General features: G+C 66.1%; 27 protein-coding genes and 1 tRNA gene. 9 read left to right on the forward strand and 19 right to left on the reverse strand.

The genetic code is table 11. The features are described from left to right. Nucleotides 1–20: 20 nt before the first annotated feature. Nucleotides 21–2258: an MMPL family transporter gene (locus tag Y900_RS07950; protein WP_036340974.1), complete on the reverse strand. Its 2238-nt coding sequence runs from the start codon at nucleotides 2256–2258 to the stop codon at nucleotides 21–23. A 16-nt stretch (nucleotides 2259–2274) separates the two neighbouring features. Beyond that, entirely contained in the window at nucleotides 2275–3111 is an 837-nt protein-coding gene (locus Y900_RS07955) for a methyltransferase family protein (RefSeq protein ID WP_051659954.1), read from the reverse strand. A 56-nt stretch (nucleotides 3112–3167) separates the two neighbouring features. On the opposite strand from Y900_RS07955, the gene Y900_RS07960 reads away from it, so the two are divergent. Continuing rightward, entirely contained in the window at nucleotides 3168–3920 is a 753-nt protein-coding gene (locus tag Y900_RS07960) for an O-methyltransferase (RefSeq protein ID WP_036340977.1), read from the forward strand. Between the two features lie 18 nt (nucleotides 3921–3938). Here the strand turns inward: Y900_RS07960 and Y900_RS07965 are convergent, their stop codons facing one another. Then, the gene (locus Y900_RS07965; RefSeq protein ID WP_157838239.1) at nucleotides 3939–5105 is read right to left on the reverse strand and encodes a histidine phosphatase family protein; all 1167 of its coding nucleotides are present in this window, start codon (nucleotides 5103–5105) and stop codon (nucleotides 3939–3941) included. A 185-nt stretch (nucleotides 5106–5290) separates the two neighbouring features. Between Y900_RS07965 and Y900_RS32335 the strand changes: the two genes are divergently transcribed. Then, nucleotides 5291–5866: a hypothetical protein gene (locus Y900_RS32335; protein WP_036346166.1), complete on the forward strand. Its 576-nt coding sequence runs from the start codon at nucleotides 5291–5293 to the stop codon at nucleotides 5864–5866. Here the strand turns inward: Y900_RS32335 and Y900_RS07975 are convergent. After that, nucleotides 5857–6285 (reverse strand): MarR family winged helix-turn-helix transcriptional regulator, encoded by a 429-nt coding sequence (locus Y900_RS07975; protein ID WP_036346167.1) that lies wholly within the window; start codon nucleotides 6283–6285, stop codon nucleotides 5857–5859. The genes Y900_RS32335 and Y900_RS07975 overlap by 10 nt on opposite strands. 103 nt (nucleotides 6286–6388) lie before the next feature. On the opposite strand from Y900_RS07975, the gene Y900_RS07980 reads away from it, so the two are divergent. Beyond that, entirely contained in the window at nucleotides 6389–6766 is a 378-nt protein-coding gene (locus Y900_RS07980; RefSeq protein WP_237752527.1) for a DUF1398 domain-containing protein, read from the forward strand. On the opposite strand, the gene Y900_RS07985 is transcribed toward Y900_RS07980, so the two are convergent. Next, nucleotides 6759–7979 (reverse strand): cytochrome P450, encoded by a 1221-nt coding sequence (locus tag Y900_RS07985; RefSeq protein WP_036340981.1) that lies wholly within the window; start codon nucleotides 7977–7979, stop codon nucleotides 6759–6761. The genes Y900_RS07980 and Y900_RS07985 overlap by 8 nt on opposite strands. Nucleotides 7980–8142: 163 nt before the next feature. Between Y900_RS07985 and Y900_RS07990 the strand changes: the two genes are divergently transcribed. After that, entirely contained in the window at nucleotides 8143–8706 is a 564-nt protein-coding gene (locus Y900_RS07990; RefSeq protein WP_036340983.1) for a TetR/AcrR family transcriptional regulator, read from the forward strand. Here the strand turns inward: Y900_RS07990 and Y900_RS07995 are convergent. Together Y900_RS07995 and treS are read right to left on the reverse strand one after the other, a co-directional pair. After that, the gene (locus Y900_RS07995; RefSeq protein ID WP_036340985.1) at nucleotides 8690–9478 is read right to left on the reverse strand and encodes a bestrophin-like domain; all 789 of its coding nucleotides are present in this window, start codon (nucleotides 9476–9478) and stop codon (nucleotides 8690–8692) included. The genes Y900_RS07990 and Y900_RS07995 overlap by 17 nt on opposite strands. A 67-nt stretch (nucleotides 9479–9545) precedes the next feature. After that, nucleotides 9546–11822, reverse strand: a complete 2277-nt coding sequence (treS, locus tag Y900_RS08000; protein ID WP_036340988.1) for a maltose alpha-D-glucosyltransferase — start codon at nucleotides 11820–11822, stop codon at nucleotides 9546–9548. Between the two features lie 122 nt (nucleotides 11823–11944). On the opposite strand from treS, the gene Y900_RS08005 reads away from it, so the two are divergent. Then, nucleotides 11945–12367: a PPOX class F420-dependent oxidoreductase gene (locus Y900_RS08005; RefSeq protein WP_036340990.1), complete on the forward strand. Its 423-nt coding sequence runs from the start codon at nucleotides 11945–11947 to the stop codon at nucleotides 12365–12367. Here Y900_RS08005 and Y900_RS08010 read toward each other — a convergent pair whose 3' ends face one another. The 7 genes from Y900_RS08010 to Y900_RS08040 all read right to left on the reverse strand — a co-directional run bounded on the left by Y900_RS08010 (nucleotide 12368) and on the right by Y900_RS08040 (nucleotide 18543). After that, nucleotides 12368–12835 carry a DUF5313 domain-containing protein gene (locus Y900_RS08010; protein WP_272945566.1) on the reverse strand — a complete coding sequence of 156 codons (468 nt, stop codon included), beginning with the start codon at nucleotides 12833–12835 and terminating at the stop codon, nucleotides 12368–12370. 1 nt (nucleotide 12836) lies between these two features. Next, nucleotides 12837–14126, reverse strand: coding sequence for a sensor domain-containing diguanylate cyclase (locus Y900_RS08015; protein ID WP_036340993.1), 1290 nt, complete (start codon nucleotides 14124–14126; stop codon nucleotides 12837–12839). A gap of 184 nt (nucleotides 14127–14310) precedes the next feature. Then, a tRNA-Ala gene (locus tag Y900_RS08020) sits at nucleotides 14311–14383 on the reverse strand. Between the two features lie 51 nt (nucleotides 14384–14434). Beyond that, the gene (gene sepX, locus Y900_RS08025; RefSeq protein ID WP_036340996.1) at nucleotides 14435–15505 is read right to left on the reverse strand and encodes a divisome protein SepX/GlpR; all 1071 of its coding nucleotides are present in this window, start codon (nucleotides 15503–15505) and stop codon (nucleotides 14435–14437) included. A gap of 146 nt (nucleotides 15506–15651) precedes the next feature. After that, the gene (locus Y900_RS08030; protein ID WP_036340998.1) at nucleotides 15652–16305 is read right to left on the reverse strand and encodes a GNAT family N-acetyltransferase; all 654 of its coding nucleotides are present in this window, start codon (nucleotides 16303–16305) and stop codon (nucleotides 15652–15654) included. Nucleotides 16306–16319: 14 nt separating this feature from the next. Then, on the reverse strand, nucleotides 16320–17573 hold the full coding sequence (glp, locus tag Y900_RS08035) for a molybdotransferase-like divisome protein Glp (RefSeq protein ID WP_036341001.1): 1254 nt from the start codon (nucleotides 17571–17573) through the stop codon (nucleotides 16320–16322). A gap of 49 nt (nucleotides 17574–17622) precedes the next feature. Further along, nucleotides 17623–18543 carry a UTP--glucose-1-phosphate uridylyltransferase gene (locus tag Y900_RS08040; protein WP_036341004.1) on the reverse strand — a complete coding sequence of 307 codons (921 nt, stop codon included), beginning with the start codon at nucleotides 18541–18543 and terminating at the stop codon, nucleotides 17623–17625. A gap of 45 nt (nucleotides 18544–18588) precedes the next feature. Here Y900_RS08040 and Y900_RS08045 point away from each other — a divergent pair, with 45 nt between their 5' ends. Then, entirely contained in the window at nucleotides 18589–19212 is a 624-nt protein-coding gene (locus Y900_RS08045; RefSeq protein ID WP_237752528.1) for a 5-formyltetrahydrofolate cyclo-ligase, read from the forward strand. Between the two features lie 167 nt (nucleotides 19213–19379). Then, on the forward strand, nucleotides 19380–19697 hold the full coding sequence (locus Y900_RS08050; protein WP_036341007.1) for an FmdB family zinc ribbon protein: 318 nt from the start codon (nucleotides 19380–19382) through the stop codon (nucleotides 19695–19697). A 38-nt stretch (nucleotides 19698–19735) separates the two neighbouring features. On the opposite strand, the gene Y900_RS08055 is transcribed toward Y900_RS08050, so the two are convergent. Beyond that, nucleotides 19736–20896: an EAL domain-containing protein gene (locus Y900_RS08055; RefSeq protein ID WP_051659957.1), complete on the reverse strand. Its 1161-nt coding sequence runs from the start codon at nucleotides 20894–20896 to the stop codon at nucleotides 19736–19738. A 189-nt stretch (nucleotides 20897–21085) separates the two neighbouring features. Between Y900_RS08055 and Y900_RS08060 the strand changes: the two genes are divergently transcribed. Further along, nucleotides 21086–21739 (forward strand): SAF domain-containing protein, encoded by a 654-nt coding sequence (locus Y900_RS08060; protein ID WP_036341010.1) that lies wholly within the window; start codon nucleotides 21086–21088, stop codon nucleotides 21737–21739. Between the two features lies 1 nt (nucleotide 21740). Here Y900_RS08060 and Y900_RS08065 read toward each other — a convergent pair whose 3' ends face one another. Beyond that, nucleotides 21741–21944, reverse strand: coding sequence for a hypothetical protein (locus Y900_RS08065; RefSeq protein WP_036341013.1), 204 nt, complete (start codon nucleotides 21942–21944; stop codon nucleotides 21741–21743). 107 nt (nucleotides 21945–22051) lie between these two features. Here Y900_RS08065 and mscL point away from each other — a divergent pair, with 107 nt between their 5' ends. Then, nucleotides 22052–22507, forward strand: coding sequence for a large-conductance mechanosensitive channel protein MscL (gene mscL, locus Y900_RS08070; protein WP_036341016.1), 456 nt, complete (start codon nucleotides 22052–22054; stop codon nucleotides 22505–22507). A 65-nt stretch (nucleotides 22508–22572) separates the two neighbouring features. Here the strand turns inward: mscL and Y900_RS08075 are convergent, their stop codons facing one another. From Y900_RS08075 to Y900_RS08080, 3 genes are all read right to left on the reverse strand, one after another. Continuing rightward, on the reverse strand, nucleotides 22573–23211 hold the full coding sequence (locus tag Y900_RS08075) for a porin MspA (protein ID WP_036341019.1): 639 nt from the start codon (nucleotides 23209–23211) through the stop codon (nucleotides 22573–22575). Between the two features lie 369 nt (nucleotides 23212–23580). After that, nucleotides 23581–23739, reverse strand: a complete 159-nt coding sequence (locus tag Y900_RS32695) for a hypothetical protein (RefSeq protein WP_192827485.1) — start codon at nucleotides 23737–23739, stop codon at nucleotides 23581–23583. Nucleotides 23740–23892: 153 nt separating this feature from the next. Continuing rightward, entirely contained in the window at nucleotides 23893–24447 is a 555-nt protein-coding gene (locus Y900_RS08080; protein ID WP_036346175.1) for a MogA/MoaB family molybdenum cofactor biosynthesis protein, read from the reverse strand. Between the last annotated feature and the right edge of the window lie 10 nt (nucleotides 24448–24457).

The following is a 24457-nucleotide window of genomic DNA, read 5'->3' on the forward strand; positions in this document are numbered from 1 at the left end:
GCGGTCCCATGTTCGACACGTCACCCAGTATGCCTCGCCGGGCCTCCTTCGCGAATGCCCACCCGTTGGTGCATCCAGGCCAGCGGCTTGGGCGCCCACCAGTTCCACCGCCCCATGATGTGCATGAACGCCGGAACCAGGACCAGGCGAACCAGGGTGGCGTCGGCCAGTACAGCCAACGCGAGACCCAGCCCGAACATCCGCATGAACGACACATGAGCCGCGGTCAGCGCGGCGAAAGAGATTGCCATGATCAACGCCGCGGCGGTGATGACACGGCCGGTGTGGGCCACACCAAGAGCAACGCTCTCGTCGTTGTCCGCGGCACCGCGCTGCGGTGATGCCAGCCAGAACTCCCGGATCCGCGACACGAGGAACACCTCGTAGTCCATCGAGAGGCCGAACGCGATGCAGAACAGCAGCACCGGGATGTTTGCCACCAGGGTGCCGGTGGAGGTGGTGCCCAGCGCGCCGAGATGGCCGTCCTGGAAAATCCACACCATCGCGCCGAATGCCGCCGTCAGCGACAGCACATTGAGCACCAGCGCCTTCAGCGGTAGCACCACACTGCCGGTCAGCAGGAACAGCAGCACCAGCATGATCGCCGCGATCAGACCGAGTACGGCGGGCAGCCGCGAGGTGATCGCATCCACGCTGTCCCGATTGGTCTGCGCCGTGCCCGCAAACTCGACCGTCGTGTTGCCCGGCGTCGGAACGTCGTGCAGCCGGGCTAGTTGATCCTCGGAGCGGTCCGAGAACAACGGGGCGGTGCTCTCCACCGTGAGAAGTGCGCTGCCAGAGGCTGATCCGGTCGCGGCGGTCGGCGGGCCGACGAGATTCCCTCGGACGAACGATCCCATCGGCGCCGACACCGACGGTACGTCCGCGACCCGCGACAGGTCCGCCGCGTACCGGGCGATCTGGGGGTCCGACAGGCCCGATGCATCCGGGATGACCACCGGGATCGCGGTCTCGGAGTTGTTGGTGAACTCACCACGCAGCAGGTCTCCAACCTGATGAGCCGACGCCGAGGTGGGCAGCACCCGATCGTCGGGAAATCCCGGCCGCACACCCAGGAAGGGCGCGCCGAGTATCACCAGCACCACGACACCGGCCAACCCGATCGGCACCGCCCGCTTCATCACGAATTTCGTTGCGCGATACCAGAACTGCTCTTCGACCGGGCGCTGCACGGGCTCGGCCCGGCTCAGGCTGCGCCGGACCAGGCGGCGCGCGTCGAGCGAGTCGAGCCGATCACCGAGCAGGCTGATCGCGGCGGGTGTGATCACGATGGCGGCCAGCGCGGCGAGCGCGACGGTGGCCACGCCGGCGTAGGCGAACGACTTCAGGAAGTGCATCGGGAACAGCACCATGGCGCCCATCGACAGCGCGACGGTGGTCCCGGAGAACAGCACGGTGCGGCCCGCCGACTCCATCGTTCGCATCAGCGCGGTCTCCCGAGCCGCCCCGTGCGCCAATTCGTCGCGATAGCGGCTGATCATCAGCAACGTGTAGTCGATCGCGAGGGCAAGGCCCATGGCGGTGGTCAGGTTCAGCGCGAAGATCGAGACGTCGGTGAAGAACGTCGTCACCCGAAGCACGGCCAGCGCGCCGAGAATCGCCACCAGCCCCACGGCCACCGGCAGCGCGGCGGCGAACACGCCGCCGAACACCCAGACCAGCACCAGGAAGCTCAGCGGAATGGCGATGGACTCCATGAGGAGCAGGTCGTGCTGCGACTGCTCGGTCACCTGCAGATTGACCATCGCCACCCCGCCGGTCCGCACCACGATGCCCTCGCGGTCTCGGCTGACCTGCGCGGACAACTCTTTGGCGTAGGTCTGCTGGTTGGCTTCAGTTCCGGTGATGCCGGCGGTGATCAGGCCCGACTTCTGATCCCGGCTCACCAGCGCAGCCGCGGCCTGCGGTGGCGATGTCCACGCCGACGAGATGCCGGTGACGTGGCCGGACCGTTTCAGCTGGTCGACGACGCCGGTTGCGGCCGCTCGCGCCGCCGGACTGTCGAAGCGGTCAGCCGCGGTGACGACGACCAGGAACTGCACGTCGCCCTGGTCGAACTTGTCGGTGAGCAGCTGCGTGGCGCGCGACGACTGCGAGTTGGGGTCGGCGAAGCCGCTGGGAGAGAGGCTCTTGGCGACCGGTACGCCGAAAACGCCGATCGCCACCATGACGAGGATCGCGACGGCGACCACCTGACGCGGTGCTGCAATAGCTAGCCGGGCAATCGCTCGCAGCAATGGTCCGTCCTTAGGTTCAGCCCTGCCTTCTGCTGATACGAACACGACCAGCAGGAGGTTCACAACGCCTCCCCGAACGGCCTCGCAACCTACCGGGCCACGGTAACCAATAGGGCACTCCCCGCGCATAGTTGTCGAACTCGGCACCGAACACGCGACGGAAGCGGGCCTCTTTGAACAGCGGCCCTACCAGGCAGTATGTGGTGAACACCACGGCGAGAACCAACTGATCGGGAGTCCAGGTCGGCACCGTCCAGACCGTGAGCGCGAACGCGACGTAGATCGGCTGCCGGGTGAGCCGGAACAGACCGGTCGTCGGCATCTTCGGGAAGACCGGCTTGCGGTCGCGCAGAAGGGCGACCCAGCCGAGGCTGCCGGTCTGCAGTGACAGGCCGGCGTCGAACATCGACTTCCCCAGCAGGACCCAGGCGACCGCATAGAGCGCGACGACGGCGGTCAGCGCCGCGCCCTGCGCCTGCCACCAGATCGTTCCGCTGGGCGTCCACAACGCGAACAGCGCGATCAGCTGAAGCGAGCCCGCGATGACATAGGTCGTCGGCGCAAGGGTGGCGCCGGTGCCGCGCGGCGCCAGCTTGGCCAGGAGGGCCCGGCCCCGGCCGGTGAGCAGCATGGAGTGGATGAGCGGGAACTGAAGGAGAAGCGCCGCGTTGGCGACCCAACTCCACGGGGCAGCCACCCTGCCGAACGAGCGGCTCATCCCGAAGTACATTGCGACGACCATCGAACCGACGGCCAGGACGAACAGCGCATGACAAACGATGCCGTAGCTCACGGCCAGGACTGCCCGGCCGCCGCCTTTCCGGGCGACGGCTGACGACACTATTGCCCGCACACACACCTCTCGCAAGCCCGTCACTGGCACCCGCGAGCACAACGTAGCGTGAGTCCATGAATCTTCGCCAGCATTTGCCGTTGCTGCGATGGTCGGTGCTGCGCACCGGCATCGGGATCCGGAACTTCAACAGGACGGGCCAGATCGGCGACGGCCGGGAGGCCGCGGCGGCCGACTACGTCGAGGCCAACGCCCGTCGCGGCGATATCGACAGCGTGCTGGCCACCATCGACGAGTACGCCTACGCCAAGTCATTTCTGGTCAACATCGGCGACGAAAAGGGCGCGCTACTCGATGCCGCGGTGCGCCGCGCCGATCCAGGACTAGCGCTCGAATTGGGCACCTACTGCGGGTATGGCGCGTTGCGGATCGCGCGGGCAGCGCCGTCGGCGCGGGTGTACTCGGTCGAGCTCGCATCGGCGAATGCCGCAGTGGCCCGGCGGATCTGGGCGCACGCGGGTGTGGCGGACCGCGTCACCTGCGTGGTCGGGACAGTCGGCGATGGCGGGCGCACGCTCGACGCGCTGCATGACGAGCACGGATTCGACTCAGGCACAGTCGATTTCCTGTTCATCGACCACGACAAGAACGCTTACCTGTCGGACTTGCTCAGCATCGTCGAGCGGGGCTGGCTACGCAGCGGGGCCGTCGTCGTCGCCGACAATGTCGGCTTCCCCGGCTCCCCGAAGTACCGTGCCTTCATGCACGACCACGAGGGCGACGGCTGGACTACGGTAGAACACCGCACTCACATGGAGTACCAGAAACTGGTGCCCGACCTGGTGCTCGAGTCGCAGTATCGCCGCTGAGCGAAACCAAACCCTTTGTCAGGCAGCCGCTTTGTGGGCGACTCTCCGACTGGAGCCGGTGCCCTTCCTGGCTCCCCCGTCCGCCTTGCCACTGCTCGCCCCCGGACCGGCCGCATCGGCCTTCGCGGAGGCCTTGCGGCTGGATCCGGTGTTGACCTTGCCCGGCTCCGCCATGACCGCCGCCGCGACGGGCGACTTCACCGTGGCGGCAAGGGTACTGGCGACCGGAGCCGCCGAGCCGGGCAGCGCGCCGCGGATCGCCTGCGCGATATCGGTGACCGAGTTCGTGACGAAGTCGACGCCGGCCTTGGCGACGAGGGTGACGCCGTCACGCACGGCGGCCGCCACCGTGCTGATATCGCCGGTCTTGACAGCCTGGACGACGTCGTAGACCGCGGTCTGCGGCGCCACGATCAGGCTGCGGGCATTGACGAACAACTTGCCTGCGAGCGACGGATTCTGGCTGACGGCAACACCATCCCAGCTTTGCAGCGTCCAGCCGTCATCCGGATTGCCGGTCACGACCACCACAGCGGTGTTGCCCAGCGGATGGGTGAGCATGAGCATGACGTCGGGATTGTCGACGTTCATCATCGTCCAGACCATGATCGTCGCGCCGTGCGAGAAGATCACCGGTTTGGTGTCACCATTGGCGATCACCGAGGCGATGGCACCATTGACCCGGGACTCGAAGCCGTTGCCGGTCTCGCCGAGCGGGATGGGCAGGCTGCGCAGCCCGAGGGTCCAGCCCACCGGGATCAGGAAGTAGCCGATGCGGCCGAGCCCGCTGTCGATCGGTGATCCCTCGAAGATGCCTGCGCTGATCTCCCGGAAGCCACCCTCCTGGATGGGCGTGAGACCGGTTTCCGTCGCTAGCGGGGCTGCCGTCTGGTGGGTGCGGATCATGTCGGAGACGTAGATGCTGTCGTATCCGCCGTCTTTGAGCTGCTGGGCGATGGCTTCGGCCTGCTGTTCGCCGAGATCGGTGAGCTGCGGTCCGGGCACCTTGGTGTCGATCCCGGCTCCGGCGATGTTGCCGTAAGACTCGCCGTGCCGCACCCAGGTCAGGGTGATCGAGTCGGCGGCCCATGCGGGCAGCACCGACATCACGAGGAAGGCGACGGCCGAGACCATCGTCGCCAGCACTTTCAATGCTCGGTGCCGAACGCCCGCGTGATTTCGCATCCCGAACTCCATCTGATCCCCGACAGTGATACGCGCTCAGACCCTATCGATTGTGCGCCCGGTCACAGTACACAATCGGAAATCTGTCTACAAGCGACGTGCGGGGTCTCGGCGAACTAACGATCGCATGGAGAGTCGGCATCGTCGGTCGCCCGCCCGGCGCGCGCATGGTGTCGTGGAAGTCGATGTCTTCTTCTGCGATCCGCGCCGCAGGCGCAGCGGCGGCCGCGGCATGCGCCGCTCTGCTGATGACCGCCCTGCCACACGCCGCCGCGGCCCCCGACTTCGACACGTACGGCTATCTCGACTCGACGGCCCGCTGTTCCGGCGCCACGATGCTCTTCGGCAGCACGGACAGCTCCCGGGTGGCGATCTGCAAGACGACGGCCGGCGGATACGAGTACCGCGGCGTGCGAGTCCGCGACGGCGCCAAGCTGGTGCTGTCCGCGTCCAGCTCCGGCGACGGCTCCTACAGCGCGGTCAATGACGGAATCACCTACACGGTGAGCTCGAGTGCGCTGGTGGTCAGCTCCGGCACGACGGTGGTCCGCAAGGAATCGTGGGTGGACTTCCACGGTCCGCAGACGTCGACCTCGACCTCGACCTCGACCTCGACCTCGACCTCGACCTCGACATCGACTGCACCCTCCACGTCGACGTCACCGACCACGTCGTCGGTACCCACCAGCACCACGCCCACGTCGACGACGCCGTTGCCCCCGCCATTGCCCGCCGAGGTCGGCGGCAGCGGTCACCGCTGACCCCGCAGCGCCGACGTCACACTCCGCACGCCCCGATCCGCGGCCCTGAGCACGTCGACGCCGACCGTCTGCGCAACCCGACTGTTCTCCACCTCGGCGATCTTGTTGATGCGAGCGAGGATACGGCGGCCGTCGCCGGTCAGCCGGCACAACGGTGAGGTGCGGTGATCGGGATTCGAGCCCAGTTCGACAAGCTGATCGTCGACGAGCTCGTTCGCGACCCGTTGGACCGCCTGCCGAGTCACGCCCAGACGACGAGCCGCTTGGGGCACGGTCAGGGGTTCGTCGGAGATGACGCTGAGGAACTGCCAGCGGGCCTGGGTCTGACCTTCGTGAGCCGCAATCGCCTCCCCCGAACGCCGCAACAGACCCGCGAGCTCGTAGACGTCGGCCACCAGCGCGGCCATCTCGTCGGACATCACACCTCCGATATTTGACAAAATGTTGTCATTACGATTCGATGTTGTCATGCTATCCGCGAGCCCGGCGGTAACGAATCTGAACAGCGCGCTATGCAGCGCGATGGCCAACCGTCCTGCCACCCAGGGATTTCCGTATCTCGCCGAGACGCTACGACGGGCCGGCGTGCGGACCAACACCTGGTGGCTACCGTCGATGCAGAGCTATTACGACACCGAACTCGGCTCCGTGGTCGTTCAGTCGCCCGCCCTGCTCGACGGCATGGCCGACGTGCCGGCCTTCGACCGCTCCGCGCTGATCGCGGCTCTGCGCGCCGACCAGGCCGGACACACGACGTTTCCACAGTTCGCCCAGCGGGCGTGGCGCGCCGGTGTAGTGCGTTGGGTTGTGGACCTCGAGCAGCGCACGTGCACGTACTTCGGCTCAGGCGAGCAGACCTACGTCGAACAGTATGCGGCCGTGGATGTTCCGGTCAGTTGACGGTCAACTGCAGCCTCTCGAGGCGGCGCACCAGAAGGCTCGGCAGCCACCGACCGACTTCGGCGGCGTCGACGTTCGCGGTGCGCTCCAGCAGCCGGCCGATGACGATCTGAGCCTCCAACCGAGCAAGGGCCGCCCCGACACAGAAGTGTGCACCCTTACCAAAGGTGATGTGCCCCTTGCCCGCCGGTCGATCGAGCCGGAACTCGGCGGGATCGTCGAAGTGGGACGGGTCCCGGTTGGCAGCTCCCCACAACAGCAGCAACCGCGAACCCGCCCCGAGTTCGACGCCGAACAGTTCGGTGTCGTTGACGACATGGCGATAGTGCCCACGGAACGGCGGCTCGTAACGAAGCACTTCCTCCAGGAACGCCCCGAGTAGGTCCGGCCTCTCGCGCAGTCGATGCTGCACATCGGGCAGGGTTGCGAGAAGGTAAGCGGCAGAACCGATCAGCGACGCGGTCGATTCTCCTCCGGCGCTGAACAGTGTGATCATCATCGCGAGCGCCGCAATGTCGCTGAGGTCACCGGCGGCACATGCCGAGGCCAGATCACCCAACAGGTTGTCACGAGGCTCAGTCGCCGCCCGTCCGAATTGGTCGGCGATGTATCCGCTGAGCTCCATCACGGCGACGCCGGCGGATTCCATCTGGACCGGCGTCACCAAACCTTCGACCACCTGGGTGGCCGCATATCCCCACTGGATGATCCTGTCGATGTCGCTGTCGGGCACTCCGATGATCCGGCCGACGATCATCATCGGCAGCCGATTGGCCATCGCACTCATCCACTCGATGCCGTCGTCATCGGCACTCGTCTGCCACACCGCCCTTTCGGTGTCGACGATGAACGGTTCGGCGGCTCGGATGCGTTTCGCGGCGAGTTGGGGCAACAGGAGTTTCCGGTGGATCGAATGCACAGGTTCGTCCGCTGTCGCCAAAGCCTGCATCTCGCCGCCGAGTTCGCCGATCGGGAACGCGGTGACGGTGTGAGGAGCCTCGTACATCATCGTGGCCGTCAGGTTCGAGGAGAAGTCACCGACACGGGCGACCGCCTCGTTGACGGCACCCCAGCTGCTCACGGCGTAGAAACCCGAGTCTCCGATGCGGTGGACGTCGCCGGTCTGATGCATGCTCGCGTACAGCGGGTGCGGATCCTGGATGTACCGGTCTTCGAAGAGCGCCAGCCCCAAGCGGGTATCGGCCGATGTCATCTCTTCACGCTGAGCGGGGCGAGGCGCCGCGTCAATCGTGACCGGGCAAGTCGATACCAAGCTTGCGGTCAGGGTGGTAGCGGTGTCTCAATCGGGAGCTCTCAGCAGGGTGAACAGCCCATTGCGGCGAGGTTGTTGTCTCAATGTTGAGAAGATGGCTGCCATGACTCGCAACGACTGGGTGTTGGGCGGCGACCGCGCCGCGGCGGCGGCGGAGCGCATCTACACCGCCGCGACCGAGCTCGTCATCCGCGACGGGTTGGATTCCTTGGATATCGACACCCTGGCCGCGAGGGTCCACTGCTCACGGGCCACGGTGTACCGCCACGCCGGCGGCAAGGGTCAGATCCGCGACGCCGTGCTCATGCGCCTGGCGGCTGGCATCATCGACACGGTTCGGCAGTCGGTGGACGGCCTCACCGGCGCGGAGCGGGTGATCACCGCAATTACCGTGGCGCTCCGCGAGATCCGATCCGATCGGCTGCGGCGCCTGATGTTCAGCACCGGCAATTTACCGGATCTGAGGGATTTGCATTCCTCGCCGGTGCTCGCCCACCTGGCGGCCGAGCTCACCGGCATCACCGATGACGATCCGCAGGCCGCGCAATGGATTGTGCGCGTTGTCGTCTCGTTTGCCTACTCACCAATCGCCGATATCCGCGAGGAACGGCGGGTCCTGGAGCGGTTCGTGGCGCCGGCCTACCGTCCCGTCACCGTTGGCCGGTGATGACCGACACCGCCTCGTAGAGCGGGTCGGGCGTCGTCGATATACCACCGATGTACGGGTGCGACGCCTCCACAAGCAGGAACAGATTGGTCGCCACGATCAGGCCGACGATGGCCACCATCGGGTAGTGCAGCCCAGCCTTGTCCACCCCGTAGATCACGACGGTGCCCAGGACCAGTGCACTGGTCAAGAAGATCACCGCCCACAGCGGCCACGGCGGCCCGGTGTCTTCGCGGGCCGTGAGCAGGCGGACGGTGCGGGCCTGGCTCATCTTGTCGAGGTTGGCGTATGACGTTGAAAGAACGGTCTTCTGGCTGTCGGTCGTCGCGGTGACCTGCCGGTAGGCCGACATCAACTGCGCCAGCGCATCGTCGGTCCCGGGTGAGCGAGTACCTGGGCCTCGTTCCCACTCCGCGATCGCGGACTTCTCGTAATCGAGCAGGCTGCGCCGCAGACGATCAGCGTCGGACTTGTCGAAAGCGACTAGATCCCTTGCCATTTCGATGGCAGCCGCACCTTCGGCGCGCGCGTTCGCGTCGGCGGCGCTGATCTGACCCCACATCGACGACGACATGAACCCGATCAGGAAGGCGTAGATGAAGCCGATGAATGTGTAGGTGAATTTGGTGACGTCGTTGTGCTCGTCACGCGTCAACGCGGGGAACCGTCGCCGAATCACCCTGGCGATCAGCATCGCTCCCCCGGCGATGACCACGATCAGACCGACGAGGAGCAGCCCCGGTGGGACATTGCTCACCAGCCATCCACTCATCGACGACTCCCCCAGACAACACCCGGCAGCTGGAGTCTAGTGCGCATCCCCCGCCGAACGGGCCCGCTCAGGCTCGCGCGCCCTCGTAGGCAGGTTCGACTTCGACAAGAAGCGCCATGCCGTGATGCGGAATCATCTCGACCGCAAAGCTGTGCAGATCGTCGACGACCGCGATGTGCGCTCCGGTGAACATATCGCGCACGGTCGCACCCGGCGGCAGAGTCTTGGATCGGACAGTGCCCGCGATGTCCTCGTTGGCGAAGTTGAGGACGGTCAGCTGATACTGCTCGGGCGCGTCGAGCTGGTGCACCATCACCAACATGCCGCGATGCGACACCTCGGGAATGTCGACCTGCCGACTGGTCGCAATGCCGTAGTGCGCCCGCACCCGCAGTATCGCCTGAAGTTGACGCAGGAAGCTGGTGTCGTCGGCGAGCTGTTCGGGAATCGACCCGTACAGGCTTCGGCCACGCGGCATCCCCGCGTTCGACTTCGTCGCTGCCGGGTTGACGCCCATCAGGTCGTGTGCGGCGCGGTGGATCCAGCGCGTGTCGCCGCCGTGCAGCAGATCGGCGACCTCGGCCGACGGCAACGTGAGCATGCCGCACAGGTCCCAGCCGGACAGCGCGAACACCCCTGGCTGAAGTGCGTTGAACATCGCCAGCAGCAGGTGTGCCCGGCGAATGCGGTCGATGTCGTCGTCGATGTCGTCGAGGTCGCGGTATCCCAGCGTTGCGGCGATCACTGTCGCTGTGGTGCAGGCGATTCCGTTCGTCGTGAAGACGCGGTTGTACGGCGCGGCCGGTCCGGTGAGCGCGTCGGTGAGATCGGCGCGAACACGTTCGCCGAGGGTCTCTCCGGTGATCTCCTGGCCTTTGTAGGTGTAGATGTCGTCCTTGTGACCGTTCGACCAATGCACCAGTTCGTAGGTCAGCTCATCGTGGTTCTGCAGTGCGTGCACCAGTGATGCCGGGTCGACGCCCAGTTCGATGGCTGTGCGCAGCGTCAGGCGCAGAAACTCGGTGTCGGCGGTCGCCAGGGCGTGGTGATAGGCGGGCCGGTTGACGAAGTCGTAGGACAGGTCGGCGCCGGTGCCGCTGGTCTCCTTGATGTCATCGATCGTCAGGTTCAGTTCCTGGAAGGTGAACCCGCCGAGCTTGCGCACCATGCTTCCGATGAACTGGTTGGCTGCCTGCGAAAGCGGGTGACCTTCCGACCATCCCACACCGTCTTCCCCGGACGTCTTCTCGGCGCCGAGGAAGCCGTTGGCGTCGAGGCGCAATCCGCCCGACCCCAGATCGGTCAGTGAGTGCAGTGCGTCGCCGATCACCAGGCGCATCCCGGCGAAGGACGGGTCGAGCCAGTTGATCGAGGGCTGCCCCTCCTTGAAGTAGTGCAGATACACCCACCGCCGCTCGATACCGTCGATGCCGACGACGGGGCGGGTCACACTCCAGTTGGTCTCCTTGATGCCCTCGGCGTAGAAGATCACGCGTTGCAACCGCCCGATGATGTAGCCGGCCTTGTCCAGCCATTCCTCGGTCGCGGCGTCGACGTTGACCGAGTCCCGGCCGTGCGGAACGTCGGGCAGGTGCTCCCAGTCCAGCGGATCGATGTCGATCATGTGGTAAATGCCGGGGTAGTCGGCGTATTTCATCTCCGCCAGCCGAAAATCGGCGCCCTTGCCGGTGTGCCCGGGCACGATGTCGTCGAGAATGGTGCCGCCGTACCAGTTCGCGGTGCCGCACATCTGGCGGAACTCGTCTTCGGTGCCGAACGCCGGGTCGATCTGGGTGCTGATCCGGTCGAAGTGGCCGTCCACGCTGGGGGTCAGTTGCCAGCCGGCGATGCCACCGGCACGTTTGACGGGGCCGGTGTGGATTCCCTCGATACCGATCTCTGCGAAGGCCTTCCACATCGCCTCATCGGCCATGGCCTTGAGGAATGACTCTTCGGGCCGGGTGATGAGCGACAGCGGATACGCGGTGAACCACACCGACGCGGCGTCGACCGCACTGCGCGGGCTGGGCGTGGCATACGGGTTCTGCCACATCGAACCCTGGCCGGAGAATTGCTGGCTGATCTCGTTGGCGTCGGCGAGCATCGATTGTGACAAAAGCCACGACACGTAGGCCTGGTTGTCCGCCGTCGGCGAGCCGTCCTGCGCAATCGATCTGCGCACGAACGGATTTCGCACACGAGGACGGAACCGCAACGTGCGAGGTCGGGCGGGGTGCAGATGCTCGTCGTAGGTGATCTCGGCAGGCGCATTGCCGGTTTCACCCTCGTCGGGCGGTCCATCGTCGGGCAGCCCATCAGATGTGGACTCCACCGTCTGCGACATGAGACTCCTGACTTTGTCTTGCTTCAACCTTGCCTGCCAAACCCGACGACGCGCCACTCGAGTATTGCCACCGCCGGCCGGGGTCGAAACGCCTCGCGGGTCATGCGCCTAGCCTCGACGGTATGGACGAACTCTCCGATGAAGCGGCCGCGTTCCTCTCCGAGGGCACCCGCACGGCAAAACTCGCGTATGTCGCGGCGGACGGCAGGCCGCTCGTCGCGCCGGTATGGTTCATCGTCGACGGTGGCCAACTCGTTTTCAACACCGGCAAGACGACAGCCAAAGGGCATGCGCTGAGCCGCGACCCACGGGTCGCGATCTGCGTCGACGACCAGGATCCGCCGTTCTCATTCGTCCAGGTTCAGGGCACCGCATCGCTCAGCGAGGATCCCGATGAGCTGCTCGAGCTGGCGACCCGCATCGCGGCCCGCTACATGGGAGCTGAGCGCGCCGAGGAATTCGGTAGGCGCAACGGCGTGCCGGGTGAGCTGGTCGTGCGGGTGACCCCGACGAAGGTGATCACGGCGTTCAACGTCGCCGACTGATCAGAAGAACGGGTTGCTGTTCTTCTGGTGCTCGGCTTCCTGAGGGCGCGGGCCGAATCGGGCGATGTAATCCTCTTCGACGCGGGCGTTCTTCTGACGCTTGACCACGTCCACCAGATTCGGGTCCAAACCGTGCACGGCGAGCCGATGACGCCGCCAAACCTTGTTCAGCGCAAGTGAAATCGCCAGCGTCCACAGATAGAGCGGCACCGTCATCTCGGCGTGAACGTACACCGAGTTGTTCTCCACGGGCAGCAGCCAGAACGGCGCCAGAAGGAAGAACGGCGGGATCGCCGCTTTCAGCATGAACCGCTTGACGGCGCCGGGTCCCGCGAGATCGTTCGCGACCCATTCCCGCATGGAATCGGGCAGCCGTCGGAACCCGTACGAGTACATGATGAGTTGGCCCAGATTGGGCCGATCGGCGGACGTGGCATCCTCCTCGGGTCGCGGTTTCCTAACCCGCAGCCTACTCGCCGTCGCGCGCGACAATTTCGGTTGAGCTGAGGCGTTGATCACCCTGCTGCCGCCGTGCTTTGTGCCGGTACATGTCGATATCGGCCTCGCGGATGAGTTCGGCGGCGTCCGCTGTCGGGCTGGATGCCCACCCCACTGATGCTGTGAGTGTCACCTCGCTGCCATCCACGGGATACACGCCGCTGACCGCAGCCCACACGTCCTGCGCCAGTTGCTCGACGGCGGACGTGCTGACGTCGTCGACGGCCAGGACGACGAACTCGTCGCCGCCGAGACGGTAGACCGCATTGGGTGATGCCACCGCTCCGGCAAGCCGCCCCGCGGCCGCTTCCAGAACGGCATCGCCTGCGGCGTGGCCGTGCGCATCGTTGACTTTCTTGAACCCATCGAGGTCGATGAACAAGGCGGCCACGCAGTCACCGGGGCGAGCGGTGCGGTGCTCGGCGATCCGAGCGACGAGCGAGTGCCGGTTGTGCAGGCCGGTGAGCGGGTCGGTCACAGCGCGATGGGCTAGTTCGGCTTCGGCGTCCTTGCGGGCGGTGACGTCCTGAAGCTGGGTGATCACGACGTCGGCGCCGCCGTGTGCGCCGGGCGCCACCACCGCGGCGCGATGAACCCAGATGACGGCGCCGTCGCTGCGGACGTAACGAACCTCGGTGGCGATCCGATCCACCGAGCCGGACAGCAACTCGCGCCAATCCTGTTCCGCCACAGCGACATCGTCGGGGTGGACGCCGTCGTAGTAGTGAATCACCGCTTCGTCGTTCGGCCGGATCCCCAGCAGCTCGCGCAGGGCCGAGTTGATGTAGAGCGCCTGTCCGTCGGTAGTGAACACGGCCTTCCCGAACGGCGCATTGTCCATGCTGATCTCGAACAGCCGCTGAGCGTCGTCGCGGGCCCGCTCAGCCTCGACCCGCGCTGTGACATCAGCCACCTGCACATACAACCCACGTACCTGCCCGTCGACCACGTCGGGCAGGTACGACGCCTGCACATGACGAACGACGCCGTTGTGGTCGGTCAGAGTTTTCTCGAAGATCTGATCCTCGCCCGCTATCGCGGCGTAGACGTACGGCATGCTCGCCTCACCGAGGTCGCCTACCAGCAGCTCGGTGATGTGCATGCCGCGGATCTCGGCGGGCGCCTTGCCGAAGAATTGCCGGTGGGCCTCGTTGGCGACCACGTTTCGGAGATCGCCGTCCCAGTACGCCACCATGGCCGGCAATTTGTCGATGAGCTGCCGCAGTCGATCGTGGTCACCGAACGCATCGGTGTCCGACATGACACATCCCTCCGGCATCCACCGCGGAACCTCACCCGAGACTCTGTCGCCAGCATCCACTCCAGCCCAAACAGGCTACGGGCACCATCGGCATGCCCGCGAGATTTGGTGGACTTCGGCGTCGGAACCAGCTGTCGCCGGGCAGATTCCGCCCGTACCAACGCCCTGAACTGCTCAAACTCTGTGGAGCTAAGGGGAATCGAACCCCTGACCTTCTCGATGCGAACGAGACGCGCTACCAACTGCGCTATAGCCCCTTGGTCGCTAGCAGGCTACCAGTCGCAGCCCGCCTAGTTGAAACCGGCGACCTACTGGCCGGCCGCCCGCGGCAGGTCGAAGTGCCGGGCGAACGCGACCTCGTCGAGGTGCTCGAAGATCGGGTCCTCGTCGTCGATGTCCAGTACCGCGGCACCGGGACGACGCAGCCGGGACGGCACGACATCGAATTCACGGTCCTCGGTGTTCTCGACCCCGAGCCGCGAGCGCGCCATCCGCTGCTGGCGACGCCGGCGCACCTGCTCCTCGATCCTGGTCTGACGACGCAGGTAGCCCAGGTACAGCACCGTCACGGCACCGGCCGCGCCGGTGACCCACCACAGGTCGGAGCTGACGGTGAACGACAGCGTTGCAGTGATGACCATGATCGCGGCCATCGCCACCAGCATCCGCTTGCGGAAGCGGTACTTGCGCGCGCTGACCGCCGCGGCCGTCGTCGACTCCGAACGACGCGGCCGGCTCGCCCGGGGCGTCACGGTCGTCGCAGGCTCGTCCTCGGCCTCCAGACCCGAAGTGTCCTCGACGTATTCGTATTCGTCGTCGGTGCCGTCCTGCGGCTGATCCTCAGTGACCGCCTGGAACTGATCGGTGTCGTCGCTCGCCGGCACGGTGTCGGCGTGCTCGTCCGGGGTCTCGTCGCTGGTCTCCTCGACCTCCGCCACGGGTTCGGCGACCACCGGCGCCGGTGCTTCGTCGAACAGGCTCGGCTGGACCTGGGCGCTGCGCGCGGTGCCGCCGACGGGCAACGCGCCGGAGTCCTCGTCGACCACGTCGACGTCCAGGTAATCCGACTCGGCCTCCTCGGTGACCGCAGCCACCACGACGACTGTGCGGGTTCGCGACGGCGTCGCCTCCGCGTCGGAGTCCAGCTCGTCGAACTGGTCCCCTTCGGGCTGCCAGTCCGGGTCGTGCCGATGACCGGCCGAGGGGCCGCTGCGCTTGAACCGGCGCGACTTCGCACCGCCGTTGAGCACTCGGGTGGCAAGCGCGACGTCACTGATCCGGCGGACGTTGTCACGCTTGCTGATGAGCATCGGGACCAACACGAACAACCACAGCACCACAAGCGAGATCCAGAGCAATGATTGGGGGATGCTTGGCATGGTGGCCTGCTCCTTTCGCGTCCAGGCTAGGTCCGTGACCTTGGCAACCCGGGACGGCGCGCCGGAGTCAATTACACACTTGTAATTTGCCCTTGACAAGCACCAACAGCCACAAATGTCACATTAGTAACAAGTCGCCTCGGCAATCATGCCCAGTGCGCCAGCCCGCGGTGCACCAGCCGACCCACCACGGAGCCCTCGACCTCTTCCACCGTCATCCCCACCAGCAAGTGGTCGCGCCACGCTCCGTCGACGTCGAGGTACCGCTGCAGCAGGCCCTCCTCGCGAAAGCCGACCTTGGCCAGCACCGCGCGACTCGCCGCATTCTCCGGGCGCACCGTCGCCTCCACCCGATGCAGACCGACCGGCCCGAAACAGTGGTCGAGCCCCAGCGCGAGCGCACCCGTGGCCACCCCCGCGCCGGTGACGGCGCTGGACACCCAATAGCCGATCCAGGCTGAGCGCAACGCCCCGTGCGTCACATTGCCGATCGTGAGCTGACCGCTCAACTGCCCGTCGAGTTCGATCACGTACGGCAGCATCCGGCCCTTGCGCGCCTCGCCCCGAAGACCCGAGCACACCGGCGGCCAGGACGAAACTGCATGCCGCACAGCCCAATCCATCTCAGCAGTCGGTTCCCACGGCTCGAGGTAGCGACGGTCGGCCAAGCGGATGCGGCTCCACATCGCCGCGTCGCGCATCCGCACCGGGCGCAACCGGATGACCCCGGCGCCGACCCGCAGCGGACCTACGGAAGCAGGCCAGCCCGGGTGCAGGGAACTGTTGCGCCACAAATTCACTTCTGCTCCGCGGGTCAGCCGCGTTGAGCCAGGAAGGCGACGTCGACGACCTCGCCGGTCCGGACCTGATCGAGCTCGGTGGGCACCACGACCAAGCAGTTGGCCTCGGCCAGCGTCGCCAACAGATGCGACGACGCTCCCGGGGCGCCGCCGAGCGCCTGCACCAGATACTCGCCGGTGTCCTGGTCGCGCATCAGCTGTCCACGCAGGAAACCCTTGCGCCCTGGCACCGACGAAATCGGCGACAACGCCCGGGCCTGTACGACACGCCGAAGTGACTGGCGCTTACCCAGTGAGAGCCGGATCAGCGGGCGAACCATGACTTCGAAAACGACCAGTGCGCTGACCGGGTTCGCCGGCAACAGGAACGTCGGGACCCGTTCGCGGCCGAGCTGCCCGAAGCCCTGAACCGATCCGGGATGCATGGCGATCCTGGTGACTTCCATCTCGCCGAGCTTCGACAGGACGGCTCGCACACCTTCGGCCGCAGCCCCGCCGACCGCACCGGCGATCACCACCAGCTCGGCACGGTTGAGCTGACCCTCGACGGCCTCGCGCAGCGCCTTCGGCTCGGTGCTGACGATGCCCACCCGATTCACCTCGGCGCCGGCATCGCGCGCCGCGGCGGCGATGGCATACGAGTTGACGTCGTACACCTGGCCATTGCCGGGCGTCCGGGAAATGTCGACCAGCTCGCCGCCCACACTCATCACGGTCACCCGGGGACGCGGATGCACCAGCACACGCTCGCGGCCGACCGCGGCAAGCAATCCCACCTGCGCGGCGCCGATCGTCGCACCGGCACGCACCGCGACGTCGCCGGGCTGCACGTCGTCACCGGCCCGCCGGACATAGGCACCCGACCGAACCCCGCGCAGCACTCGCACCCGCGCCTGACCGCCGTCGGTCCAGCGCAATGGCAGCACCGCGTCGGCCAATGTCGGCATCGGCGCACCGGTCTGCACCCGGGCGGCCTGCTTGGGCTGCAGCCGGCTGGGGGTCCGCGCGCCGGCCTCGATGACACCCATCACCGGCAGGCTGATCTCGCCACCCTGCTCATCGTCGGAATCGCCGCCGAGACCCTGGACATCCACGCTGCGGACCGCATAGCCGTCGATGGCGGCCTGGTCGAAACCGGGCAGGGGATATTCGGTGATCACTTCCTCGGCGCACATCAGGCCCTGGGACTCGGCGATCGGCACGCGAACCGGGCGTGGTGCCACCGCCGCGGCCGCCACTCTGGCCTGCTGTTCTTCTACCGAACGCACCGCGCGCCTTTCTGCCTCGAGCTCCGGTCGCGCGGACCCGCCGCAGCTCCTACTGTTCGGTCTTATCGGTCAGGCCCAGGCGTGCCGTCAACCATCGCCGCAAATCCGGGCCATAGTCGTCACGATCCAACGCAAAGTCAACCGCAGCCTTCAGGTAGCCGCCGGGATTTCCCAAGTCGTGTCGAGAGCCGCGGTGCACCACCACGTGGACCGGGTGCCCCTCCTTGATCAACAACTCGATGGCGTCGGTCAGCTGGATCTCGCCGCCGACACCCCGGTCGACACGACGCAGCGCGTCGAAGATCGCCCGATCCAAGATGTACCGGCCGGCGGCGGCGAACAGCGAGGGCGCGTCCTCCGCTTTGGGCTTTTCCACCATGCCTTTGACTTTGAGCACATTCGGATTCGCCGCATCGGGGACCGGCTCGACATCGAACACGCCGTACGCGCTGACCTCGTCCTCGGACACCTCGATGGCGCACAGCACCGTGCCGCCCCGCTTGGCCCGCACCTTCGCCATGGTCTCGAGCACACCGGTCGGCAGCACCAGGTCGTCAGGCAGCAGAACCGAGACCGCGTCCTCGTCCGGCGACAGCACCGGTTCCACACAGCCGACGGCGTGGCCCAGACCCAGCGGCTGGTGCTGCACCACGGACTCGACCTTGATCAGCGCCGGAGCCCGGCGCACCTTCTCGAGCATCGCCTTCTTGCCGCGGGCCTCCAACGTGCCTTCCAGCACCAGATCCTCGACGAAGTGGGCGACCACGCTGTCTTTGCCTTCGGAGGTGACGATCACCAGCCGCTCGGCTCCCGCCTCCGCGGCTTCCTCTGCGACGAGCTCGATACCCGGCGTGTCGACCACCGGCAGCAATTCCTTGGGCACAGTCTTGGTTGCGGGCAGGAATCGCGTTCCCAAGCCGGCCGCGGGAACGATCGCTGTGCGCGGAATCGGGACCTCTGGCGGCCTCATCGTTCACACCCTAACGGCAACATGTTGGTCCTTCACTATGGCGCAATGCAGTTGCGCGCTGACAAGGTGGACGGCGTGCTCGCCGGTACTAAAGCCCAACACCGGGCTGCCCTGTTGGCGGCGCGCCGGACAGTGCCTCACGAGGTGCGGGCGGCAGAGGCGCTGGCGCTCTGTGCGCACCTCGACGAGTTCGTGGCTCCGGATGACACCGTGTGCGCCTACCTGCCGGTGGGCACCGAGCCGGGTTCGCTGCAGGTGGTGGACCGGCTGCACGACGTGTGCGCCCGGGTGCTGCTGCCGGTGACGCGCACCGGAGCCGACGGTGAACCGGTGGCCCTGCTCTGGAGTGTCTACGTCCCCGGCGAGCTGGTCGCCGCGCGATACGGGCTGCTCGAGCCTGCCGGGCCGGTGATGGCGAGCTCGGCCTTGGGAGACGCCGACCTCGTCCTCGTGCCGGCGCTGGCGGTGGACCGTCGAGGGGTGCGGCTGGGTCGCGGCGGCGGCTTCTACGATCGCTCGCTGCCGTTGCGCCAACCCAGCGCCAAACTGGTCGCGGTGGTCCGAGACTCGGAGCTTGTCGACGAACTGCCCAGCGAACCTCATGACATCCGGATGACCCATGTCCTCACCCCCAAACACGGCCTGTGCGCGCTGGCCAACACAGAGTGAGGCCGCTCGGCATACCTTGCACCCGGACGCGCCCCCTCGAAGGGCTTTTTCCCATTTCGTCGCGCCGTTCCCCCTGCGCGGCGTGGGGAATGATACGTGCCGCTTGGCGGTTCTAGCACTTGGCACGGTAGAGTGCTAACAGATCAAGTCTCGTTCCGGAGGTTCATGTGCCGACCTACAGCTACGCGTGTACCGAGTGCGACAACCGCTTCGACGCGGTGCAGGCGTTCAGTGATGACGCGCTGACCACTTGCCCCGAGTGCTCAGGTCGGCTGCGCAAGCTGTTCAACTCGGTGGGCGTGGTGTTCAAGGGCAGCGGCTTCTACCGCACCGACAGCCGTGAAGCAGGCAAGAGCAGCAGCAAGTCGGAGTCGCCCTCGTCGTCAAGCTCGGAGAAATCGTCGAGCTCCAGCGATTCGTCGAGTTCGTCCAGTTCGTCGAGTTCGTCGACATCCTCCGCGCCGGCCGCCGCAGCATCGAGCTAGTACACCGAGTTCAATTGGAGCGCAAGGCTTTCCCGCGCTCAGGAGGCCATGCCCGCCGGATTCGGGTTGTCTCCGAATTCCACCGAATAGCCGACCAATTCACTGCTCTCGTCCTTGACCGGGCGGATATGAACCTGCTCGACCGAGCCGTCGGCCGCCTTCTCGTCGAATGCCGGGAACGGCTCGTCGAGCAGATCGGAGGCGCGCAGCTCTGCCATGGTGTCCGGGGTGACACCGATCAGGTCCCAGATGTGACGTCCGGCCACCTCTCCCCCGTTGGAATCCAACGTCGTGTCGAAGGCGGTGCTCGACGCGACGACGGTGCCTGCCGGGTCCATGAACGCGACAGCGGCGTCGGGGGCGTAACTCTCGGAGAGCCGGTGGGCGCGCAATTCCAGGGACATCGGCACCAACAGACCCTCGACGGCCGTTGCGGAAGTCAGCTTTACCAACGCATCCGGCACCTGCTGTGCCGGCATCGGTCGTCCGAAGAGATAGCCTTGCGCCAGCTTGCACCCCATGGTCCGCAACAGCTCGGCCTGAGCGGGAGTCTCGACCCCTTCCGCCACCACAGCCAGGCCCAGACTGTGGCCCAGACTCACCACCGCGTGCACGATCTTGCGGCTCTGCCGGTGCTCCTCCATCGCCATCACGAAGCTGGCATCGATCTTCAGCTTGGAGAACGGCAGCGTGCTGAGCCACGTCAGGCTTGAGTAGCCGGTGCCGAAATCGTCCATGGCGATCATGCAACCGAGGTTGATCAGCCGGTCGAGCGTGCGTCGCGGCTGAGTCAGATCGTCGATGAAGCCCGACTCGGTGACTTCGATGTGCACGCGGCTCAACGGGAATGACGAATCCATCGCAGCTTTGGCGATCCTGGTCGCCAGCTCGGGGTTGCGCAGCTGGGTCGGCGACACGTTGAAGCCGAGGAACAGGTGGTGCGGCCAGTCCTCGGCGGCCGAAAATGCCGTGCGCATCAGCTGATCCAGCAGGCGATCGAGCAAGCCGAACCGGTCCGCGATCGGAATGAACCGGTCGGGGGCGATGAAACCCTGTTCCGGATCATTCCAGCGGGCGAGGACTTCGAAGCCGAGTACATGCCCGTCGTCCAAGGACACGATCGGTTGAAAGAACGGTTCCACCCCGCCGGTCGCGAGAGCCGTCAAGAGTGTGCGCGCGAGAAGCTGATCAGCGTTCACCTCTGCGCCTCCTCTCCCCAGCACAGGCGCCGAACTACAGCTGGATACAGTACAAGCAAACGTTACTTAGGGCGTCCAGAAAGCAAAAGACGCCCGCCTGCAAACAATGCTCCGCCCGTAGCGGCGGTTGTCAACAGGCCAGTGCGCGACACGCAACCACCATTGCCGCCCGCGCTCTACGGTTGCGCCATGGGCGAGTCGCTCAACCCCACACTGCCGAACCGCATTCGGCACATGCTCCGGCCCGACTTCACCCGCACCGTCCTGGCGCGCCGGGTCGTCGCCGGTGCGCTGGTCGTTCTCGCGGGCATTGCCGCGCTGCGACCCGACCCCGACCGCCATCGAACCGACGTGGTGGTCGCCACCCATGACCTCAGCCCGGGGCTGGCCCTGTCGGCCGACGACGTGACGGTGGAGAAGCGTTCTGCCGCAACGATTCCCGACGGTGCAAAGGTGACAGCCGACGATGTGATCGGGGCGACGCTGGCCGGACCGACGCGACGCGGAGAAGTGCTCACCGACGTCAGGGTGCTCGGCTCACGGTTGACCGGGCTCAGCGCCGGACCTGACGCCCGGGTGGTGCCGCTGCACCTCGCCGACGCGGCGGTACTCGACATGATCCGGCCCGGCGACGTCGTCGACGTCATGGGCGCCGCGGACGCGGGCGGCGACACGAAGCCGACGCTCGCGGCCACCAACGCCGTCGTCGTGCTGGTGTCGCCCAAGCAGAAGGCGGCAGGAGCGGGCGATGACCGGGTCGTGTTGGTGGCGTTGCCCGCGGCGGGCGCGCACGCCTTGGCGGCGGCGACGCTGGTGCAGACCGTCACGCTGACGATCCACTGAGCTAACCGGCGGGCGGTGCCGGCGGCGGGGTGGTGGGCGGCGGCGTCTGCTGGATCGCGTCCATCACCATGTCGGCGATCTCGTCAGACGACGAGCTGCTCACCGGGCCGGGCGCCGGGGCGGGACTCGGCGCCCCGGCAGCGATGCCGCCGGCCACGGCGAGCGCACCGAACGACGTCGCGACCGCCAATGCGCGCATCCACATGGTTTTCCCCTCCCACAACGTCTGCAGCCAAGCTAACAGCACTCCGTGTCCGCTGCCTGGCAGTACTACCCTTCGAGATCTCGGGACAGAGCGAAAGGGGCAATACCATGCTGAAGGGATTCAAGGAGTTTCTCTCCCGCGGCAACATCGTCGACCTGTCGGTCGCGGTGGTGATCGGCACCGCGTTCACCGCGCTGGTCACCAAGTTCACCGAAAGCATCATCCAGCCACTGATCAGCCGGATCGGTGCGGGCAAGGACACGAGTTACGGCCTACTGCGCATCGGGATCGGCGGAGGGCAGGCCATCGACCTGAACATCCTGCTGTCGGCGTTGATCAACTTCGTCCTGGTGGCGGCAGTCGTGTATTTCTTCGTCGTCGTGCCCTACAACAGGCTTCGGAAGAAGGGCGAGATCGAGCAGGCCGGCGACACCGAGTTGAGCCTGCTGACCGAGATTCGGGACCTGCTGGCCGATGCGGAGGGCGCACCGAAGAAGACCACCGGCCCGGGCACCGGCCCGAGCCCCGACACCGCTGCGATGACGAGCGCCGACAAAGACTGACCACGCGCGAAACACAAATGGCCCCCGGCGTGAGCCGGGGGCCATTGTGTTGACGTGCCAAGGAGTTAGTTCATGTTCCAGGGTTCGCCGTAGGTGGTGACGCTGTCACCGGCCTTGGAGATCAGGCGGGCGAAGGGGCGCAGCAGCACACCGCCGGCAGCACCGGTGACGGTGCCGTGGGCGTTGGCCACCGCGACCGAGCCGTTGGGGCCCGAGACGTCGACGGAGAACGTGGCGACTTCCTGGATACCGGGACCGTTGCCCAGGTCGGCGGAGATCGACACACCCGGGAACAGGTTCGGGGTGATCACCGAACCCAGCGGGTTGAAGCCCGTCGGGGAGATGTTGGCGTCGTCGAGCAGGATGTTGGGGGTGGTGTAGCTGAAGTTGATGCCCACACCCAGCGACCACGGGAAGCCCACCTGATAGCCCAGCTCCAAGGTGCCCGCGAACTCATCGGCACCCGGGCCGACCACGCTGTAGACAGCCTTGCCGGAGTGGAACCACTCCCGAGTCAGCCGGTTGCGGTCCAACGGGAACACACCGTTGAGGAAGGTGTCCCACTGCTGCACCGTCATCGTCCGGCCACCGCCGTCGACCAGACTCAGCTCATTATCCAAACCTGCGTGCGAGGTACCTGTCCCGACGAACAACGCCGCGACGGCAGCGATCATCGCCACCAGTACCCGACCGATTACCTTCATGTTCTCCCTAGCTATGTCGACGGCTGACCCGAGGGCTAACCGAGTGTGTTTTCGTGCTCGGGTCAACACATGCTGACACCGCCCACGGCGCACAGCAGTTCAATGAGAGTCCCTCACACACCGCTCTTACGCTCTGCTCATCGTTGACACGAGGAACATAACGGGATGACATCGGGGCGGCAACGCATAGCGATGCCGGGGCGTCAAACCGGTATTTGCGCGGGGAAGTTTGCTGGAAAGATAGCTCCAGTTAACCGGGAACTGATTCCGTCGAGCGGAAACGGGCGCGAACCGGGCGCTTCGGTCATCTGTCCGGATCCGCCGGCCAACGTCGCGGCATACCCGGACCTGCCGATCACCACCTGCTGATCATCCGCCGTGGTGGGGCGGGACGTTGTCCCGCAACCACTCGTCCCGGTCGTCGCGGTCGCGATTTGGCTCCGGATCGCGCTCGTCGGAGGACTCCTGGGGCAACTCGGAACCGAAAATCTTGTTAACTGCGATCCGGTTCTCGCGCGGACTGCCCATCACAGGAACCACAGATTGTGATAAAGATCACAATCTTGATATTTGTGCAGTTCACAGGGTGTTAACACAACGCCTCCGACCCCGGTAGTGATGCCGATAATTGACGTTACGCCGCGGTAATAATCGCTCGCGGGCGCGCCGGGTGAAGCTTGCTTAGATCTCGAGGCTGGACAGCTCGCCGATGACATGGGTCGCCAGCGGGTTCAGCGTCGCCATACCGTCACGAACCGCGTACCGCGAGCCGGCGATGTTGACGACCAACGTGCTGCCGGAGATCCCGGCCAGACCGCGGGACAACCCCGCGTCGGTGATTCCCGCGGACAGCCCGGAGGCGCGCAACGCCTCCGAGATACCCAGCAGTTCACGGTCGAGGATCGTCCTGGTGGCTTCCGGCGTCACGTCGCGCGGAGTCACACCCGTACCGCCCACCGACACCACGAGGTCGACACCACCGATCACTGCTGTGTTCAGCGCGTTCCGGATCTCGACTTCGTCGGCAGAGACCGCCACAACGCCGTCCACCACGAAACCCGCCTCGGCGAGCAGCTCGGTGACCAACGGTCCGCTGTGGTCCTCCTCATCGCCGTGGGCCGTGCGGTCGTCGACGACGACGACGAGCGCGCGCCCCACCAGCTCCCCTGGCTGTTCCATGGATGTCACCGTATATCTGCCCTGCGACAGCCCGGCAGCCGCACCACTGGCTGTCATGGGATGTTCA

The sequence above is a fragment of the Mycolicibacterium aromaticivorans JS19b1 = JCM 16368 genome, from assembly GCF_000559085.1.
Taxonomy (GTDB): Bacteria; Actinomycetota; Actinomycetes; order Mycobacteriales; family Mycobacteriaceae; genus Mycobacterium; species Mycobacterium aromaticivorans.

What these genes read in the sequence shown, in the direction of transcription:
- Y900_RS07960 (WP_036340977.1), top strand. Translation starts at nt 3,168, where the DNA reads ATGAATCTTCGCCAGCATTTGCCGTTGCTGCGATGGTCGGTGCTGCGC.
- Y900_RS08065 (WP_036341013.1), bottom strand. Translation starts at nt 21,944, where the DNA reads ATGTGGATGCGCGCATTGGCGGTCGCGACGTCGTTCGGTGCGCTCGCC.
- Y900_RS08005 (WP_036340990.1), top strand. Translation starts at nt 11,945, where the DNA reads ATGGACGAACTCTCCGATGAAGCGGCCGCGTTCCTCTCCGAGGGCACC.
- Y900_RS08080 (WP_036346175.1), bottom strand. Translation starts at nt 24,447, where the DNA reads ATGACAGCCAGTGGTGCGGCTGCCGGGCTGTCGCAGGGCAGATATACG.
- sepX (WP_036340996.1), bottom strand. Translation starts at nt 15,505, where the DNA reads ATGCCAAGCATCCCCCAATCATTGCTCTGGATCTCGCTTGTGGTGCTG.
- Y900_RS07975 (WP_036346167.1), bottom strand. Translation starts at nt 6,285, where the DNA reads ATGTCCGACGAGATGGCCGCGCTGGTGGCCGACGTCTACGAGCTCGCG.
- Y900_RS07965 (WP_157838239.1), bottom strand. Translation starts at nt 5,105, where the DNA reads ATGCGAAATCACGCGGGCGTTCGGCACCGAGCATTGAAAGTGCTGGCG.
- Y900_RS07980 (WP_237752527.1), top strand. Translation starts at nt 6,389, where the DNA reads ATGGCCAACCGTCCTGCCACCCAGGGATTTCCGTATCTCGCCGAGACG.
- Y900_RS07995 (WP_036340985.1), bottom strand. Translation starts at nt 9,478, where the DNA reads ATGAGTGGATGGCTGGTGAGCAATGTCCCACCGGGGCTGCTCCTCGTC.
- Y900_RS08045 (WP_237752528.1), top strand. Translation starts at nt 18,589, where the DNA reads ATGCAGTTGCGCGCTGACAAGGTGGACGGCGTGCTCGCCGGTACTAAA.
- Y900_RS07985 (WP_036340981.1), bottom strand. Translation starts at nt 7,979, where the DNA reads ATGACATCGGCCGATACCCGCTTGGGGCTGGCGCTCTTCGAAGACCGG.
- Y900_RS08075 (WP_036341019.1), bottom strand. Translation starts at nt 23,211, where the DNA reads ATGAAGGTAATCGGTCGGGTACTGGTGGCGATGATCGCTGCCGTCGCG.
- Y900_RS08060 (WP_036341010.1), top strand. Translation starts at nt 21,086, where the DNA reads ATGGGCGAGTCGCTCAACCCCACACTGCCGAACCGCATTCGGCACATG.
- Y900_RS32335 (WP_036346166.1), top strand. Translation starts at nt 5,291, where the DNA reads ATGTCTTCTTCTGCGATCCGCGCCGCAGGCGCAGCGGCGGCCGCGGCA.
- Y900_RS32695 (WP_192827485.1), bottom strand. Translation starts at nt 23,739, where the DNA reads ATGGGCAGTCCGCGCGAGAACCGGATCGCAGTTAACAAGATTTTCGGT.
- Y900_RS08040 (WP_036341004.1), bottom strand. Translation starts at nt 18,543, where the DNA reads ATGAGGCCGCCAGAGGTCCCGATTCCGCGCACAGCGATCGTTCCCGCG.
- mscL (WP_036341016.1), top strand. Translation starts at nt 22,052, where the DNA reads ATGCTGAAGGGATTCAAGGAGTTTCTCTCCCGCGGCAACATCGTCGAC.
- Y900_RS08015 (WP_036340993.1), bottom strand. Translation starts at nt 14,126, where the DNA reads ATGTCGGACACCGATGCGTTCGGTGACCACGATCGACTGCGGCAGCTC.
- Y900_RS07990 (WP_036340983.1), top strand. Translation starts at nt 8,143, where the DNA reads ATGACTCGCAACGACTGGGTGTTGGGCGGCGACCGCGCCGCGGCGGCG.
- treS (WP_036340988.1), bottom strand. Translation starts at nt 11,822, where the DNA reads ATGTCGCAGACGGTGGAGTCCACATCTGATGGGCTGCCCGACGATGGA.